Origin of the sequence: Capsulimonas sp. (assembly GCF_039929585.1) — a bacterium.
Lineage (GTDB): Bacteria > Armatimonadota > Armatimonadia > Armatimonadales > Capsulimonadaceae > Capsulimonas.
Map to the genome: position 1 here is coordinate 1 of NZ_JBDSQY010000238.1, position 16,214 is coordinate 16,214.

Below are 16,214 nucleotides of genomic sequence, written 5' to 3' on the forward strand. Positions count from 1 at the left end.
GCGCGCGGGCGGCCTGGTTTTTCTCTGGATTGCTTGTGCTATAATGCCTCAGCAATGGGATGCCTCTGGAGCAAGTGATTATGGCGATTCGATGGGACGGGGATTGGGTTTGGTCAGATGAGGCGACCCCGAAGCGAAACGCCTTTGTCCGTTTTCGCCGAATGTTTGACTACACGAGCGGCGCGGCAACGCTGCATCTCACAGCCGACGCGCGCTACGTTCTTTATGTGAACGGTGTCTGGATAGGGCAGGGGCCAGTGCGCGCCTGGCCCGGTCACTGGCGCTATGACAGCTACGATCTCACCCCCTATCTTCATCCCGGAAAGAACGTCATCGCCGTGAGGGTTCTGCACTACGGCGACGGAACGTTTCAGTATATTATTGCGCCGCCAGGCCTGCTCGCTCAGCTGGAGATGGACGGTCAAACAATCGTCTCGGATGCCAATTGGAAGGCGAGCCCCGACGCCGCATTTGTCGCCGCCACGCCGCGCATCGGCATCCAGCAGGGATTTGAGGAGCAGTACGATGCCCGCCTGAGCGACGATTGGACAGTGGCCAGCTTTGACGACACCCCGTGGCGCTCCGCCGTCGCCCTGCGGCCCGCGCTAGGCGGTCCGCATCAGAACCTCGAAGACCGGGCGATCCCGTTTTTGACCGCCGAACCCATCCTGCCGCAGCGGATCGTCAAATTGGAAGTCGTGCGCTCAATTTCGCATCGGGCGACGATCTCCATCAAGCCCTATCTTGTCCCCAACGATCTCACCACGAACTATGTGAATCTGAACGCCTACGTTGCGACGCAGATCTGGTCTCCCGAGAATGTCGAGATTACGCTGCCTTCCTCGCACGGGGCGCCTAGCGCGATCAAGATCAACGGCGCCTTGGTCAAAGATGGGCGCGCATCGTTGAAGGCGGGATGGAACAGCCTACTGGGGTCCTGTCATCACGCCAACCATTTGCCGGAATATGTGGTCTGCATCGACGGCCCGGAGACATTGAAGTTTAGCGCGCGCGGCGACGCCGGAGGCGCGCCCTGGGCCGTGGTCGGACCATTCGCCCTGAATGCCGCCGACCGTCGAAAGTCCGAGACCTTTATGGATTTGACGATTATCTCCGTGCCGCAGGTTTCCGATGAGGCGACAAGCGAGGAAGGCGAACGGATTTGGGAAGAGGGTCTTGTTGAGGGCATTGTGAACCGGTCTTACTTCCAGGAAATGCGCCCCGAGCATCTGCCCCTTGAGAACGTGTTCGTACAGGCTTACACCGATAAGGTAGTCGCCGGCGAGGTTCGGACGGAACGTCTCGACGGTCTCTTGTCCGGAAGCGACTGGACAACGGTCTTCCCCGATCCCGAAGGCCGCGATGTGCGTATCCTGCTGGATTTCGGTCGTGAGATCGTCGGCCCCCACAAGTTCGAAATCATCGCCTCCGAAGGAACGATCCTAGACACGCATAACTTCGAGTTCATCCAGCCTGATGGCCTTTATAATTTCGCCGAGGGGATGAATAACAGTTTTCGTTACATCTGTCGCGAGGGGCGCCAATCGTATCAGACATACCTGCGGCGCGGTTTCCAGTACAGCTATCTGATCTTACGGAATCTCCAAGATCCCGTCAAAATCAAAGGCTTCCAAACACTGTATAGCAGCTATCCGCAAAGCCGTCGCGGGACATTCGCGTCGTCGGACGCCAAATTGGATCGTATCTGGCAAGTCGGCGCCGACACCATGCGCGCCTGCGCCGAGGATACCTATACCGATTGCCCAAGTTACGAGCAAGTCCACTGGGTGGGCGACGCGCGCAACGAAGCGCTGGTCGATTGGGTTGTCAACGGCGATCCGCGCCTCTGGTATCGGTGTCTGGAGCAAGTCGGGCAAAGCCTGGACCGTTCGCCGCTGACCGAGGCGCAGGTCCCCAGCTCCTGGCAAAACATCATCCCCGTCTGGAGCTTTCTATGGATGCGCTCTTGCCGCGAATACATGCTCTTTACGGGGGATCGCGCCGGCGCGGCGCGTCTGCTGAAGTTCGTCGCGCGCAATATCGAAGGCGTTGCGACTTATATCAACGCCGAGGGCTTGTTCGATATCCATTCCTGGAATTTATTTGACTGGGCGCCGATGGATACGCCGAACATCGGCGTGGTAACGCACCAAAACTGCATGGCTGTGCTCGCCCTGCGCGATGCCGCCGAACTGTCCGACTGGCTGGACGGCGGCGCGCAGGCGTTGGCATGGCGTAAAATGGCGGACACGCTCAGCGACGCGATTAACAAATATCTTTGGAACGAAGAGACGATGGCTTACACCGATTGTCTGCGTGACGGCGCGCACAGCAAGGTTTATAGCCAGCAGACTCAAACTGTGGCGCTGATGTCCGGAGTGGCGTCGGGCGCCCGCGCCGAACGCTGCCGCGAGATTATCCATTCGCCGCCGGATGGCTTTGTCCGCGCCGGCAGCCCCTTCTTCGAGTTCTTTCTTCTCGAATCGTTCCAATTGGACGAGCGCGATCAGGACTTCGTCGACACCATCCGAAAAGACTGGGGATTCATGATCGACATGGGCGCCACCACGTTCTGGGAGATGTGGTCCGGCCGCACCGGTCGCCTCACCCGCAGTCACTGTCACGGCTGGTCCTCGGCGCCGACATACTTCCTCGCCACCCACGTCCTCGGCGTCCACCCCTTGGAACCCGGATTCAAACGAGTCGCCATCGAACCGCACCCCGCCGATCTCACCTGGTGCCGCGGCAGCGTGCCGACGCCGCACGGCAATATCCACGTGCAGTGGGAGAACCCGGACGGCAAGCCGTTTGTCCTGCGCGTAACCGCGCCGGAGGGGGTGGAGGTTGTGGTGAAGCCGCCGAGGTAAGATCTGTCGGGTAAAATAACCCCGAAATGCGAACCATTCTCCATCTCGATCTCGACGCGTTTTACTGCTCTGTCGAGGAGCGACGCGACCCGACCTTGCGCGGCAAGGCGTTTGCGGTCGGTGGGTCTCCGGATGGGCGGGGCGTGGTGGCGTCGTGCTCGTATGAGGCGCGTCGCTATGGAGTGCGGTCGGCGATGCCGATGGGGCGAGCGCGGGGATTGTGTCCGGGGCTGCTATGCTTGCCGACGGACTTCGATGCGTATCGAAAGGCGAGCACGGAGGTGATGGCGCGTGTGCGCGCGGTGACGCCGTGGGTCGAGCAGATCTCCGTCGATGAGGCGTTTCTGGATGTTTCGGAGCTGGGAGAGCCGGGAGTTCAGATCGCGCGGCGGCTTCAAGATGAGATTTTGAATGAGCTGGGACTGTCTTGCTCGCTTGGGATCGCGACCAATAAGCTTGTCGCCAAGATCGCGACGGATGTTGGGAAGATGCGTGTCGGCACGGGCGCATCCCCCCAGGCGATCTGCGAGGCGTCGCCCGGAGGCGAAGCCGCTTTTCTCGATCCGCTGCCGGCGGATGCGCTGTGGGGCGTCGGCCCCCGCACGGCGGAGCGGCTGGCGGAACTGGGCATGCGGACCATTGGTGATATCGCGCGCTGGCCCGAGGCCGACATGCGGCGGCGTTTCGGCAAGCATGGCGACTTTCTTTCCCGGCACGCGCGCGGGATCGACGAGCGACCGATCGTCACCGAGCGCGACGCCAAGTCGATGTCCAAGGAAACGACTTTCGCCAAGGATGTCACCGATGGCGAGATATTGCGCCAAACGCTGCGCGGGCAGGTCCGGCAGGTCTGCGCGCATCTGAAAAAAGACGGTGTCTGCGGTGGAACGGTGAAGATCAAGATCCGCTGGTCGGACTTCACGACCTTGACGCGCCAGTTCTCCATTCCTCATCCCACCGACCAAGAATCCGTCGTGCTGCCTCTGGCTCTGAAACTGCTCGAACAGACCTGGACCGACGGGCGTCCCGTGCGCCTGCTCGGCGTGGGTGTCGGCAGCCTGGAGGTTCCCCAGCAGCTCAATCTTTGGGATATGCGCCCGGCGGAAGAAGCGGCGAAGGCGAAGAAAGTGGACGCCACCCTGTCCGCGCTGCGCGCTCGGTTCGGGGAAACGGCCCTGCGGCGGGCGGAAGATCTGCTGGATACGAGCCTGCCGGACAGCGAGGAATAATTTGGCTCTCAATTTAAGACGGTTCTAATTCTTCTTGTCGTAGTGTATAATCCCCCACATACTCCATGAAATCGAGAGGCGCATCATCCGACTGCAACGCCCGTCAAAGTTTCACAAACCGTTCATCCCAATGGAGAACCCGTCGGTGACCGGATCGCCGGCCTGATCGTCCGTCCCGACGTACACATCGTCGATACGCGCGGCGAGCTGTCCGAGATTTATTCTCCCGCCTGGGGCATTCACCCGGAGCCGCTCGTCTACGCCTACCAGGTCCGGATCAATCGGGGACAGGGACGCGGCTGGGTCGTACACGCCAAGCAGGACGATCGCATCCACCACTGCGTGGGAACTTTGCACTGGGCCTTTTACGACGATCGCAAGGATTCACCTACGTACGGTATGCTGAACAAGATCACGATCAGCGAACGAAACACCGCGCTGGTCATCATCCCCCAGGGCGTCTGGCACGCCGTAATGAATGTCGGCAATATCGACGCGATCATGATCAATCTGCCGACACGGGTCTATAACCACGCCGATCCGGACAAGTTCCGCCTGCCCTTTCACAACGATTTGATCCCTTACGATTTCAGCGATCTCGGCCCCCAGTAGCTTCCCATGACCGACCAAATAGAAGAAGATGCGCCGCTCGTGACGGTGATCGTCGCCACTTACAATCGCAGTGTGACGCTGCGCTGGACGATCGAAAGCGTGCTGCGTCAGGACTTTGAGAACTTCGAGCTGCTGATCATTGGAGACGCCTGCACGGACGACACCGCCGACGTCGTGGCGTCCTTTGACGATCCGCGCATTCAGTGGATCAACCTGCCGGTCAACTCGGGCTCGCAGACCGGGCCAAACAACGAGGGTCTGCGACGGGCGCGCGGAAAGTACATCGCCTACGTAGGGCACGACGATCTCTGGTTTCCCTGGCGTCTATCGGGGATGGTGGAGGCGCTGGAAACGAGCGGCGACGACTTTGTCCACGGCCTGGTCGCGCTGCTCGCGCCCGAGGGGCTGCGCGGCCTCGCGGGCGCGCCGACGGTCGGCCAAAGCTACGGCACATTCACCGTTCCACCGTCGGGATGGCTGCATCGCCGTGAAGTCCGGGACAAGATCGGGGAATGGGCCGATCCGGCGACGCTGACGCGCGCGATCGACGTCGAATACATCGGACGCGCGCATCAGGCCGGACTGAAAGTGCGCCATCTGCCGGAGCTGTCGGTGCTCAAGTGGCCGTCGCCCTGGTGGCGTATGTACGCGCTGGACACCGAGTATCCACAGGCCGAGTTCGCGGCGCTGCTGCGCGAAGACCCCAGGGCGGCCTACGACGTGGTGATGCGGCTGGCCGCCGTGCGCCTGTCGCGCGAATGGAGTCCCAAAATCTCCGTCGGGGCGGCGGCGCTTCAGATGACTCGCTCCGTGCAGCATGTATTCGGCGCATCCCTGCTGTGGAACCGCTGGCCGTTGAACGCCATCGCCAAACGCCGAGCCGCGTATTACCGAAGGCAAAGACGTCGGGATCGGGGGCTGGGCCAGCCGCCCCGATGAGCGTCTTATGAAATACGACCCCCTTGCTTATGACACGCGGCGTACGCTCCAGCGCGTGGTCGGCTTGTTTTCGGGCTATCGCGCCCGGATCTGGCTGACTATCGCGGGCGTCGCCCTGTCCGCTGCTCTGGGCCTGCTCCCGCCGCTGTTCCTCAAGGTCATCGTCAATCAGGGGATCCTCCTGCGCAATATGCCGCTGGTGACGCGCTACTCGCTTTACACCGTCGCCGCAGTCCTGGCGGGCCTGGCTGTGACGATGATATACAACTACGCCAGCATTCAAGTGGGACAGCGGATCATGCGCGATCTGCGTCGCGATCTGTTCCGGCATCTGCAAAGAATGCCGCTGCGGTTTTTCACGGAGACGCGCACCGGGGAGATCCAGTCGCGCATTTCCAGCGATGTCGGCGGCGTCCAAAACGCCGTCAGCGATACCGCCACCACGATCCTCGCCCACGCAGCGGTCGTACTTTCCACCGTTGGCGCCATGCTTTTTCTGGATTGGCGGCTGACCCTGTTCTCCATGGGTACGATCCCGATCTTCGCGCTGATCGCCGCGAAAGTCGGCCGCCTGGGACGCACGATCAAACGGGACGCGCAGGCGCAGACGGCTCTGCTCACGGCGGCGACCCAGGAGATGCTTTCGGTGTCGGGGATCCTGCTGACCAAGACCACGGGTCGGCAGGAGCTGACCCTGGAGAAGTTCGACCGGGAAAACAACGTCCTGATGGCGCTGCTGGTCAAGCAGTCGCTGCTCATGCGATATTTTTACGATCGCATCGGCGTCATTCTCTCTCTCACGCCCATTTTAGTTTACTGGATGGCCGGATATCTGATGATCGGGCGCGGCGCCGGGGAGATCAGCCTGGGCGGGATCGTCGCGTTTACGGCGCTGCAATCGCGCCTGTTCTTTCCACTGGCCGCGCTGCTCAATATCCAGGTCCAATTGACCAGCACCCTGGCGCTGTTCGATCGGATCTTTGAATATTTGGACCTGACGCCGGAGATCTCCGACGCGCCCAACGCGCATGAATACGCGCAGCATCCGATCCAGGGGGCGATTGAGTTTGACGACGTGACGTTTCGTTACGCCCCCGATCAGGCGAAGCCAACGTTGGATGGCGTTTCCTTTTCCAGCCGTCCGGGTGAACTGATCGCGCTGGTCGGTCACTCGGGCGCGGGCAAAAGCACGGTCAGTTATCTGCTGGCGCGCCTGTACGACGTCTCTTCTGGCGCCGTGCGGATTGACGGGATTGATGTCCGGCAGCTGCCGCTGGCCTCCCTGGCCGCATCCATCGGCTTCGTCACCCAGGAGACGTTTCTGCTGCACGACACGATCCGCGAAAACCTGCGCTTCGGCGACCCAGGCGCGACCGACGAACAGATCGTCGCCGCCGCGACCGCAGCCGCCATTCACGATCATATCCTCACGCTGCCTGATCGCTATGACACCGTGGTCGGCGAGCGTGGGTACAAGCTTTCCGGGGGCGAAAAGCAACGGATCGCCATCGCCCGCGCCATTCTCAAGAACCCCCAAATTCTAATTCTCGATGAAGCGACCTCCGAGCTGGACACCCATTCGGAGCAGGCCATCCACGCCGCGCTCACGCCGCTGATGCGCGGCCGTACGACGCTCGCCATCGCGCACCGTCTTTCCACGATCCTCGCCGCCGACCAGATCCTCGTGATGGACGGCGGTCGGATCGTGGAGCACGGAACGCACGATCGTCTTCTCGCCGCCAGTGGCCGCTACGCCAAGCTATTCGCCGCGCAATACGAAAGCGCCGCGCGGCCGGAAGCGGGCATTGCTTTGTAATGGGAATGATCTTCTGTGAAGGGGGTTATTCGGCGTCGGCGAGCAGGGCGGCTTCGGCGCGCAGGTCGCGGGCGCGGCGCGCCCATTCGCTGTCGGGGTAGTTTTCGAGGAACGTCGAAAGCATGATGTAGGCGGCCTGGGGATCCATTCCCAGCAGCAGCTGGCCGAGGCGCAGATGGGCGATCTCGCTTTCCGAGGCGTCCGGGGTCTCGGCGATTAAGTCTTGCAGCAGAGCGATCGCGGTGGCGCGGTCGCCCTGGTCCTGAGCGGCGCCGCTCAGGCGCAGGCGCTCGCGGGAAGTGAAGGCGAGCGGAAGGCCCATCTCCACCGCCTGAGCGCAGGCGCGGATCGCGCCGACATGCTGACCCTGCCGCTGGAACAGACGAACGGCGCCCGCCATTTCGCGCGCCGCCTCGCGTCGTTCCTCCGAACTCCCGTATTTTGCTTCCGCAGCCGCCAGTTCCACGCGCACGCCGGGGTTGTCAGGATCAAGCTCCAGAAACGACCGGAACTTTTCCACCGCCACGGCGTGCCGTGCGCGTCCCAGCGCCGCCGCCGCGCGCGCGTCCTCCAGCGTGTATTCCTGGCGTCCGTCCCGGAACAGCCCCGTCAGCTCCGCCGTGAGCAATCCAAACACGAAGCCGCCCAGATGAGCCCAGTAGGCGATGCCCCAGCTGGCCGGATCGAGAATACCGCGCGCGGCGCCGGCGAGGTTCTGGGCCAGCCACACGCCGAGAGCCGCCAGCGCCGGCGCTTCCAAGTCGCCCCATTTATTGCCCAGCAAAAATCCGACCGGCCAGATCAGACGCAGGTGCGCCCGGTGGTAGCGGATGGCGAACGGCGCCAGGATCGCGGACACGGCGCCGCTGGCGCCGACCAGCGGTTCGGGGTTTGCGGGCAAGTGTGAGGCGAACAGAAGGACGACCGCCATATGGAGCAGTCCCGCCGTGATTCCGCCTCCCAGAAACAAGATCAAAAACGTCCATGGCCCCACGGCGTCCTCCACGTGCGGCCCAAATAGCCACAGGAAGGCCATGTTCCAGAAGAGGTGGACCATCGAGACGTGGAAAAAGAGCGATGTGACGAGCGTCACCGGCCGGGGGGCGAGCGGAAGCAGACCCCAGAGGCGGAACAGATGGCTGCCGAGATCCGGCGAGCGGTCGGGCGCCGTCACGAGGTAAACGAGGACGTTGAGGGCGATCAGCGTGTAAGTCACCCATGGCGTGCGCCGGATTTTTTGTCCGGCGCTGATGGGGAGCGGGGTCACCAGCAGCAGGGCGACCCACCAGGAGGAAAAACGCATAGGACGGCGTTAAGCCTGCACGCGCGCGATCTGCGCCGTGAGCTTATTCAGGATCTCGCGAATAACGGCGTCGGTTCCGATCCCTTCGGCTTCGCCTTCGAAGTTCAGGATAATACGATGCCGCAGGGCGGCGGGCGCAACGGCCGAAATATCATCAAAGGCGACATTGTACCGGCCGTCAAGCAGCGCCCGAATCTTCGCGGCTTTAATCAGCGCCTGTGCGCCGCGCGGGGATGCCCCGAAGCGCACGAACTGGTTGGTAATGTCCGGCGCGGTCTCCGAGCGCGGATGGGTCGCCAGAATGATCCGCACGGCGTATTCGCGGACATGTGACGCCACCGGCACCTCGCGCGCCACCTGCCGCATCAGCATCACTTCCGGTCCCGTCAAAACTTTTTCCACGGTTGGGGTTTCGGTCCCAGTCGTCCGGTCCAGAATGGCCGATAGCTCGGCAAGCGTCGGCGACGGCACGATGAGCTTGAACAAGAATCGGTCCATCTGTGCTTCGGGCAGAGGATAGGTGCCTTCCATCTCGATCGGGTTCTGTGTCGCAAGGACGAAAAATGGCTCTTCCAGCTGGTGCTGAATGCCGGCGACGGTCACCGCATGCTCCTGCATTGCCTCCAGCATCGCCGACTGGGTCTTAGGCGTCGCGCGGTTGATTTCGTCTGCAAGGACAATCTGTGCGAACACCGGGCCGCGCTGAAATTGGAAGATCTTGCGCCCTTCGGCGTTCTCCATCAGGATATTGGTGCCGGTGATGTCCGCAGGCATCAGGTCTGGAGTAAACTGCACGCGGTTAAAGGAGAGATCGAGCACCTGGGAAAGCGTGCGCACCAGCAGCGTCTTGCCAAGGCCCGGCACCCCTTCCAGAAGCGCATGGCCGCCGGACAGCAGACAGATCAAAACGCCGTCGACAATGTCCTGATGCCCAACGATGACTTTGCCGACCTCGGCGCGGACGCGGGCAAAATTATTCTTAAACTGAATGACGGCGGATTCGTCCATGGGTGCGCGTGTCCTTTGGGAGTGCGATGTTCTCTGATATTCGGCTGCGATCTATTCGACAAATGGGTGGCATGCCGGCGGCTCTGCGCAGGCATGTGCTGCGAACGAGAACAAACGCCACGTTCCGCTTCGTACGTGAGACATGCCTGCGCAGAGCCGCCGGCATGCCACCGGTGATCGCTTTTGTTCTTATTGGCCCTGCAGCGAGTCGAAATACTTTCGGACCGATCCTTTGTACGCGGGCGGGATGTCCTCGTTGTCCATCGCCTTCTCCGCCGATTGCTTGGCGGGGGCGACGTAATCATAGTAGGGCACTTTGCTTTGCACGTTGGTGGTGGATCCGGGCGCGGCTTTCACGAGCGGGCCGAGGCGGCCGATGCCTTCTTTGCCGGCGCCGGGCTTGCCCAGGTAGATGCGCGCCTTACGGACCGCGTTGGGATCGAGGCTTTTGAATTTGCGTCCTTCACCTTCGAACTTGGCGGCCTTTTGCTTGCCGCTTGGCGTCTGACCTTTGCCGGCCTGTGACTTTCCGTTGCCTGCCTTGTTCGCGCCGCCCCCGCCCCCGTTGCCTTCGTAGCCAGGTTCGCTGCCTTGCCCCTGGCCTTGACCTTGTCCCTGGCCTTTACCCTTACCGTAACCTTTGCCCTGAGAGAGGCGATCCATCGCCGACTGCTGCGCGGCGGAGTTTCCGCCCATCTGGCCGTTGGGATCGCCGCTGGAGTCGCTTTCGGACTCGGAGCCTTCGCCGCTTTCGCCGCCGCTCTGCGCGTTGTCCACATCGCTGGCGCTGGACGAACGGGCCATCTCGCCCTGGCTCTTGCGCAGCGCGTTCTGCGCGCTCTTCATGCCTTTCGCGTCTTGCTGCTGCTTCATCTCTTTGTCGGCGGCGTCGGCGGCCTGTTTCATTTCGCTGGCGGCTTTTTGCTTGTCGCCCTGGCGCAATGCTTCTTCGGCGGCCTGGGCGTGCTTCTGCGTTTCCTTCAGCGGAGTGCCTTCCAAAGCATTGGCGAGCTTCTGCATATCGTCGGCGGCCGCCTGCTGCTCCTGCGGAGTCATCTTGCCAGTTTCCGTGCGCTTCGCCAATTCACGCAATTGATCGCTGAGCGACTTAGAATCGCCCTTCTTCATGCCTTCGACAGCCTTCTTCATCTCAGGCGTCTGCGGGCCATGCGCCCCGAGGGCGCCGGGATCGGAGGACTGGCTGTTCTGGCCGCCCGGAACATTGAAGTTTTTCTGGCCGTCTTTTTCGCCTGGCTTATTGCCGGCCTTGCCGTCCTTCGCGCCGGACTTGCCCTTATCGCCTGCCGACTTCGGGTCGGCCTTGCCGCTCTGACCCTGGGGAGATTGGCCGGAGGCATTCTGGCTGGCGAGCGCCTGCTCCAGCTGCTTGCCCGCGTCAGATAGGCTCTTACCGCCGTTCGCCGCCGCCTGCGATCCCTGAAGCTTGCGCTGGAGATCCGCCATCTCCTGGGTCAGCTTGGAGTATCGTTTGAGCGCGCGCTGTTTGTCCAGGTGGCCGCGCGACATCACGGCGCCGAGTTTTCGCATCTGCTGGGCGACGTGACGCGTGCCTTCGAGATGCTGCATTTCGGCCTGCTTCTCGATCAGGCGGGCGCGCTTCTCCAGCTTCTTGCCTTCCGCCTGGACGACCCCGCGCTCGGCCGTGAGGCCGGGGGGCGTGACGCCAGGGAAGCGGGGAAGAAGGATGACGGCGATCAGGACGAGTGTCGCGGCGATCAGCGCCTTGGCCTGCCAGGGAAGGCGAAACGGCGCGGCGTCGCTGGGCTTGAGGCTGCGTGCGTGCGCGAGCGCGTCCTGCTGCTGAAGATGCAGCAGCGTGGCCTGATCGGGATCGATGTCTTGCCGGCCGAAGCGCTCAAACTCCAGCGCCGACGAGAAGCGCTCCTTCAGGCCCAGGCGCATTTCGGCCATGCGCGCGGCCTCCATGGTGGAGATGGGCTGGGCGAATGCCGTAATGGTGGCGACGCCGAGGCCGATCAAAATGGCGAAGGGGATGAACCATTCCAGCATCAGCCAGTCCGGGACGAGGTCGAACTTGTCGAGAGCGACGATGGCAAGCGACAGCCCGACGCCGATCAGCGCGCCGAGCGACGCCTGACGGATCCATCTCTCGCGCCGCAGGCGTCCCTTGACTTGCCTGAGCGTGGAGGAGATTGCGCCGGATTGAATTTGGGGCTGCTGGAGTGTCGCCATGACGATGTTCCCTCTGTACTGATTATTATACGCGATGGAGGGGCGAATTGGTTCGTCGTATGAATTTGGGTTGACAAACCGCGCGTGGGTCGGTTACAGTAACCCTATGCAAACCCCTTCCGAGATCGAAGCGATCACACAGGACGTGATCGAAAAGTACCAGAAGCACGTCAACCCCACGCAGGTCGCGTTGCTCAAAATCGGCGGCTTTGACCATATCGAGCACAAGGCCGAAGGCGTCACGCTCACGGACCTCGAAGGCAACACCTATATCGACTGCCTTGGCGGCTATGGGGTCTTCTCGCTGGGGCACCGCCATCCGAAAGTCGTGGACGCCGTCAAGCGCCAATTGGACTTCATTCCGATGGGCTCCAAGACGTTTTTGAACAAGCCGCTCGCGGACCTTTCGGCCAAGCTCGCCGAGATCACGCCGGGCGAACTGCAATATTCGTTTCTCTGCAACTCGGGCGCTGAAGCGATGGAGGCGGCGCTGAAAGCCGCGCGCATGGCGACCGGCAAGACCGATTTCATCGCGACCCACGGCGCGTTCCATGGCAAGACGCTCGGCGCGCTCTCGGCCACGGGCCGCGATCTGTTCAAAGCCCCATTCGAGCCGCTGATCCCGGGCTTCCGCCACGTTCCCTGGAACGACGCCGACGCCGTCGCGGCGGCGATCACCGACCGGACCGCCGCCGTGATCATCGAGCCGATTCAGGGCGAAGGCGGCATCCAAATGCCCGGCGACGATTACCTGCCCGCCCTCCGCCGTATTTGCGACGAGCATAGCGTTCTCTTGATTGTCGATGAAGTGCAGACGGGCCTGGGGCGCACGGGCAAGATGTTCGCGGTGGACCACTGGGGCGTCCAGCCCGATATCATGACCCTCGCCAAAGCCCTCGGCGGCGGCGTGATGCCGATCGGCGCCATGGTGGCGACGGCGGCGATCTGGGATAAAGTCTTCCGTGAGAACCCCTTCCTGCACTCCAGCACCTTTGGCGGCGGGGAGCTCGCCTGTGTCGCGGGACTGGCGGCGATCGAGGCCACCCAGGAAGAAGATCTCGCGGCGCGCGCCGCCGAGAACGGCGCTTATTTTTTGGATGGACTGCGCCGCGTACAGGCTCAGTTCCCCCATGTGCTGCGCGAAGCGCGCGGACTGGGACTGATGCTTGGGGTCGAGTTCACCGACAGCGACATCGGCAAGCTCGTGATCGGCACGATGATCCATCGGGGCGTCATCGCCGCCTATACGCTCAACAATCCCAAGGTGATTCGGTTTGAGCCGCCGCTGGTGATCACCCGAGAACAGATCGATACCGTACTGGAAGCCTTCTCCGCCGGTGTCGCCGAGGCGCTGGATCTGCTCGGCGATCTGCTGGACGATTAACCCTATGAACGGACCGGGCTTATCATCGGTCGGTGTCTTCGTTTCCCACTACCACTCGGATTTTTTCAACGAGTTTCTGGAGGAGTTCGCCGCTGCCTGCGCGTTTGAAAATCTGCGCATGCAGGTGTATCGAACACGCCAGGACGAGCGCGTCGCCGAAATGCTGCGCCGCCTGACAACGTCTTCCAGTGAAGAAGGCGTGATCATTCTCGGGCTTCCGCAGCGGACCGCGCGCGATCTGAGCCTCGCTTTGAGCATCAAGAAATATCGATGCGTCACGGCGGATACACTGATCCCTGGCTCTGATGGTTCTTATGTGGGAACGGATAACGCCCTGGGGATCCGTCTCGGAATGAATCACTTGATGGAGCTTGGGCATCGGCGCATTTTGTATCTCGTCAATGAGCCGGAAGAAGCAGAGACGGTGCGTATTCGTGTCCGAGAATTCCATGCCGTTGTTGCGGAATACCGATTAGAAGGCTCACACACCTTTTACTGCGGGACGCAGTTTTGGGAAGACTCGCCCGAGATCGTCTATCGCCGTATGCCGGAGTTGTGTTATCCGGGCGCGCCCTATACGGCGCTTTTCGCGACATCCGATTCCGGCGCCTTGGCCGCGCTGAGATGGCTTTCGGACAACGGAACCTCGGTCCCGGAGCAGATGTCGGTAATGGGATTTGGCGATGACGCCCCGAGCCGTCTCGCACAGCCGCCTCTGTCCACCATCCGGCAGCAAATACCGGAGATGGCTCTCAAGGCTGTCGCGATACTGCTCTCGGAAACCGACGCCCAGGTTTTTGTTCCACCCGCACTTATTGTTCGACAAAGCACCGGGGCCGCGCCCGGCGCATTAGGTTAGAGACCGCGCCGTCCCGACGAATAAGCCGGCCGGCGGTTAAAACCGCGCCTGCCAGAGCGCAGAAGTCCCCCTTCGGGGACTACAGAATCTTTGACGATACCGCCTAACATTAGGCTGAGTATTAGACGGTATCGTGACCGAATATGTAACCCACACAGGTGGGTTTCTGCGCACTTTTAGGCGCGGTTTCAACCGCTGGCCATTTTATCTCGCCAGCCGTAATTCGCCTGGCGCTCATAATCCGTTGGCCGCTCCGGGCGCTTTACCGATACCATCTCCCTACTTATTCCCCGACGCCAGCCCGCTTTCCGTTAGGAACTTGTAGCTTTGTTTCACGGCTTCCGTCATATCCGTATCGCATTCATCTAACTCCACGACGAGCCATTGCAGTACGTTTGGATCGGCGGCCGCGACCATCGGCGCGAAGTCCAGCGTTCCGCTGCCCACGGCGACATGCGCTTTGCCTTGAACGGCCGGGCCGTCCTTGATGTGCAGAAGCGGCATGCGCGATGCGTGACGCGCGATCACTTCCGGAACGCTCAGGCCGCCGACCGCGACCCAGTAAACGTCTAATTCACCAAAGAGATCGGGAACGGTCTCCAGCAGGACATCGTAGGCGAGGCGGCCATCGATCGTCGCGAACTCCCACCAGTGGTTGTGAACGCCGAACTTGAGACCTTCGCTCTGAACCAGATCGACGGCGGTTTGGAATTTGTCGGCCGTGCGCTTCAGCGCTTCGGAATCTTTGAAATCGTCGGGTCCGAAGCCGCTGATCAGCAGGGAATTGCCGAGGGTCTTTTCGGTGTCGGCCATCTCATGGATGTTTTCCGGAGTGGGAAGTCCCACATGGCTGCTGCTGGTCGTCAGTCCCAGTGAGGCAAGCTTCGCGGCGACTTCCGTCGCTGTCTTGCCGTGCAGTCCGGCGAACTCGACGCCTTTATAGCCGGTTTCGGCGAGCATTTCCAATACGCCGAAGAAATCGTTCTTCGCTTCCTCGCGCAGGGTGTAGAGCTGAATGGATAGGGGAGTGGACATAAAATAGCCTCGTCGCAATCGTGTGTTCGTTGCCTCTTCCTTCCATTTGAGCGGGCAAATATCCTGCCTCACTCCGTACTTCTCCAAATACAAGCAAGAGAATCGGCGCCGTCTGTCGAATGACGCCTCATGAGCAGCACACCGTTTCAAGCGCCGACCGATTGGGAGCCGATCTACGCGGCCAGCCCAAAATCCTACACCTTCGGCGACGAGCCGAGCCAGCTTGCCCGCACCGCCCTGCATTTTTTTGAAACGTTTGACGGCGATCCTCACACGGCCTGCGCGCTGGACCTCGGCTGCGGCGAGGGACGCGACACCGCCTTTCTCGCGGCCGCCTGCCTGCAAGTCACCGCTCGCGATGTCGCGCCGACCGGTCTCGTCAAGCTCACCGCTCTACTGGAGCGTGATGGGACACCCGTCGGCCGGGTTGACGCCGCTCTGGGCGATGTGCGTGAGTTCGCCTATCCGCACGACGCCTATGACCTCGCCCTCGCCGCCAACGTCTATCAATTCTTAACTCCCGAAGAAGGCCCCGTGCACATCTCCCGGCTGAAACAAAGCACGAAGCCGGGCGGAATCTGCGCGGTGGGCGTCTTCAGTCCCGCCATGCTTGCCTGGGGCGCTCTCGTCGGAGACCGTTATCTTGCCACAGCCGACGACCTCGCCGCATTCTTTACCCGCGAGGCGGGATGGCTCCTGCTCGACCGCACGGAGTATTGGACGTATCGACGCCAGGAAGACACGATGGCGTCGTTTGCTTATGTCGTGGCGCGAAGATTGCCCTCACCCTCGGTCCCTCTCCCGGTCGGCTAAAGCCTGGGAGAGGGATGTCCAATGGCAATCGCCAAACAGATCTTGTTGTGGAGAGTTCAGTTAAGATCGCCCCTCCGCCCCAATTCTGGGGGACCCGATGAGGATGAATGCGTCTTCTCTGGTCCCCCAGAATTG

The 16,214-nt window shown here is 61.8% G+C and carries 12 protein-coding genes; 8 read left to right on the forward strand and 4 right to left on the reverse strand.

Annotation, left to right across the window (positions count from 1 at the left end):
- Positions 1–80: 80 nt before the first annotated feature.
- The 5 genes from ABIZ35_RS17990 (at position 81) to ABIZ35_RS18010 (ending at position 7,463) form a co-directional block, all read left to right on the forward strand.
- On the forward strand, positions 81–2,867 hold the full coding sequence (locus ABIZ35_RS17990; RefSeq protein ID WP_348221297.1) for a family 78 glycoside hydrolase catalytic domain: 2,787 nt from the start codon (positions 81–83) through the stop codon (positions 2,865–2,867).
- A 26-nt stretch (positions 2,868–2,893) separates the two neighbouring features.
- Positions 2,894–4,096, forward strand: coding sequence for a DNA polymerase IV (dinB, locus tag ABIZ35_RS17995; RefSeq protein WP_348221298.1), 1,203 nt, complete (start codon positions 2,894–2,896; stop codon positions 4,094–4,096).
- A 216-nt stretch (positions 4,097–4,312) separates the two neighbouring features.
- Positions 4,313–4,708, forward strand: coding sequence for a dTDP-4-dehydrorhamnose 3,5-epimerase family protein (locus tag ABIZ35_RS18000; protein ID WP_348221308.1), 396 nt, complete (start codon positions 4,313–4,315; stop codon positions 4,706–4,708).
- A gap of 6 nt (positions 4,709–4,714) precedes the next feature.
- Positions 4,715–5,647, forward strand: a complete 933-nt coding sequence (locus ABIZ35_RS18005; protein WP_348221299.1) for a glycosyltransferase family A protein — start codon at positions 4,715–4,717, stop codon at positions 5,645–5,647.
- Between the two features lie 7 nt (positions 5,648–5,654).
- Complete coding sequence (locus tag ABIZ35_RS18010; protein ID WP_348221300.1) at positions 5,655–7,463, forward strand: ABC transporter ATP-binding protein; 1,809 nt, start codon at positions 5,655–5,657, stop codon at positions 7,461–7,463.
- A 25-nt stretch (positions 7,464–7,488) separates the two neighbouring features.
- On the opposite strand, the gene ABIZ35_RS18015 is transcribed toward ABIZ35_RS18010, so the two are convergent.
- The 3 genes from ABIZ35_RS18015 to ABIZ35_RS18025 form a co-directional block, all read right to left on the reverse strand.
- Positions 7,489–8,766 (reverse strand): rhomboid family intramembrane serine protease, encoded by a 1,278-nt coding sequence (locus tag ABIZ35_RS18015; protein ID WP_348221301.1) that lies wholly within the window; start codon positions 8,764–8,766, stop codon positions 7,489–7,491.
- A 9-nt stretch (positions 8,767–8,775) separates the two neighbouring features.
- Positions 8,776–9,774, reverse strand: a complete 999-nt coding sequence (locus ABIZ35_RS18020; RefSeq protein WP_348221302.1) for a MoxR family ATPase — start codon at positions 9,772–9,774, stop codon at positions 8,776–8,778.
- 189 nt (positions 9,775–9,963) lie between these two features.
- On the reverse strand, positions 9,964–11,988 hold the full coding sequence (locus tag ABIZ35_RS18025; protein ID WP_348221303.1) for a hypothetical protein: 2,025 nt from the start codon (positions 11,986–11,988) through the stop codon (positions 9,964–9,966).
- A 106-nt stretch (positions 11,989–12,094) separates the two neighbouring features.
- Here ABIZ35_RS18025 and ABIZ35_RS18030 point away from each other — a divergent pair, with 106 nt between their 5' ends.
- Both ABIZ35_RS18030 and ABIZ35_RS18035 read left to right on the forward strand, forming a co-directional pair.
- Positions 12,095–13,372 carry an aminotransferase class III-fold pyridoxal phosphate-dependent enzyme gene (locus tag ABIZ35_RS18030; RefSeq protein WP_348221304.1) on the forward strand — a complete coding sequence of 426 codons (1,278 nt, stop codon included), beginning with the start codon at positions 12,095–12,097 and terminating at the stop codon, positions 13,370–13,372.
- Between the two features lie 4 nt (positions 13,373–13,376).
- The gene (locus ABIZ35_RS18035) at positions 13,377–14,231 is read left to right on the forward strand and encodes a LacI family DNA-binding transcriptional regulator (protein ID WP_348221305.1); all 855 of its coding nucleotides are present in this window, start codon (positions 13,377–13,379) and stop codon (positions 14,229–14,231) included.
- A 279-nt stretch (positions 14,232–14,510) separates the two neighbouring features.
- On the opposite strand, the gene ABIZ35_RS18040 is transcribed toward ABIZ35_RS18035, so the two are convergent.
- The gene (locus ABIZ35_RS18040; RefSeq protein ID WP_348221306.1) at positions 14,511–15,266 is read right to left on the reverse strand and encodes a TIM barrel protein; all 756 of its coding nucleotides are present in this window, start codon (positions 15,264–15,266) and stop codon (positions 14,511–14,513) included.
- A gap of 129 nt (positions 15,267–15,395) precedes the next feature.
- Between ABIZ35_RS18040 and ABIZ35_RS18045 the strand changes: the two genes are divergently transcribed.
- Positions 15,396–16,079: a class I SAM-dependent methyltransferase gene (locus ABIZ35_RS18045; protein ID WP_348221307.1), complete on the forward strand. Its 684-nt coding sequence runs from the start codon at positions 15,396–15,398 to the stop codon at positions 16,077–16,079.
- The last annotated feature ends 135 nt before the right edge of the window (positions 16,080–16,214 follow it).

Bases quoted from the DNA above. Each gene is read 5' to 3' on its own strand.
- ABIZ35_RS17990 (WP_348221297.1), top strand. From the start codon at position 81: ATGGCGATTCGATGGGACGGGGATTGGGTTTGGTCAGATGAGGCGACC.
- dinB (WP_348221298.1), top strand. From the start codon at position 2,894: ATGCGAACCATTCTCCATCTCGATCTCGACGCGTTTTACTGCTCTGTC.
- ABIZ35_RS18005 (WP_348221299.1), top strand. From the start codon at position 4,715: ATGACCGACCAAATAGAAGAAGATGCGCCGCTCGTGACGGTGATCGTC.
- ABIZ35_RS18010 (WP_348221300.1), top strand. From the start codon at position 5,655: ATGAAATACGACCCCCTTGCTTATGACACGCGGCGTACGCTCCAGCGC.
- ABIZ35_RS18015 (WP_348221301.1), bottom strand. From the start codon at position 8,766: ATGCGTTTTTCCTCCTGGTGGGTCGCCCTGCTGCTGGTGACCCCGCTC.
- ABIZ35_RS18020 (WP_348221302.1), bottom strand. From the start codon at position 9,774: ATGGACGAATCCGCCGTCATTCAGTTTAAGAATAATTTTGCCCGCGTC.
- ABIZ35_RS18025 (WP_348221303.1), bottom strand. From the start codon at position 11,988: ATGGCGACACTCCAGCAGCCCCAAATTCAATCCGGCGCAATCTCCTCC.
- ABIZ35_RS18030 (WP_348221304.1), top strand. From the start codon at position 12,095: ATGCAAACCCCTTCCGAGATCGAAGCGATCACACAGGACGTGATCGAA.
- ABIZ35_RS18035 (WP_348221305.1), top strand. From the start codon at position 13,377: ATGAACGGACCGGGCTTATCATCGGTCGGTGTCTTCGTTTCCCACTAC.
- ABIZ35_RS18040 (WP_348221306.1), bottom strand. From the start codon at position 15,266: ATGTCCACTCCCCTATCCATTCAGCTCTACACCCTGCGCGAGGAAGCG.
- ABIZ35_RS18045 (WP_348221307.1), top strand. From the start codon at position 15,396: ATGAGCAGCACACCGTTTCAAGCGCCGACCGATTGGGAGCCGATCTAC.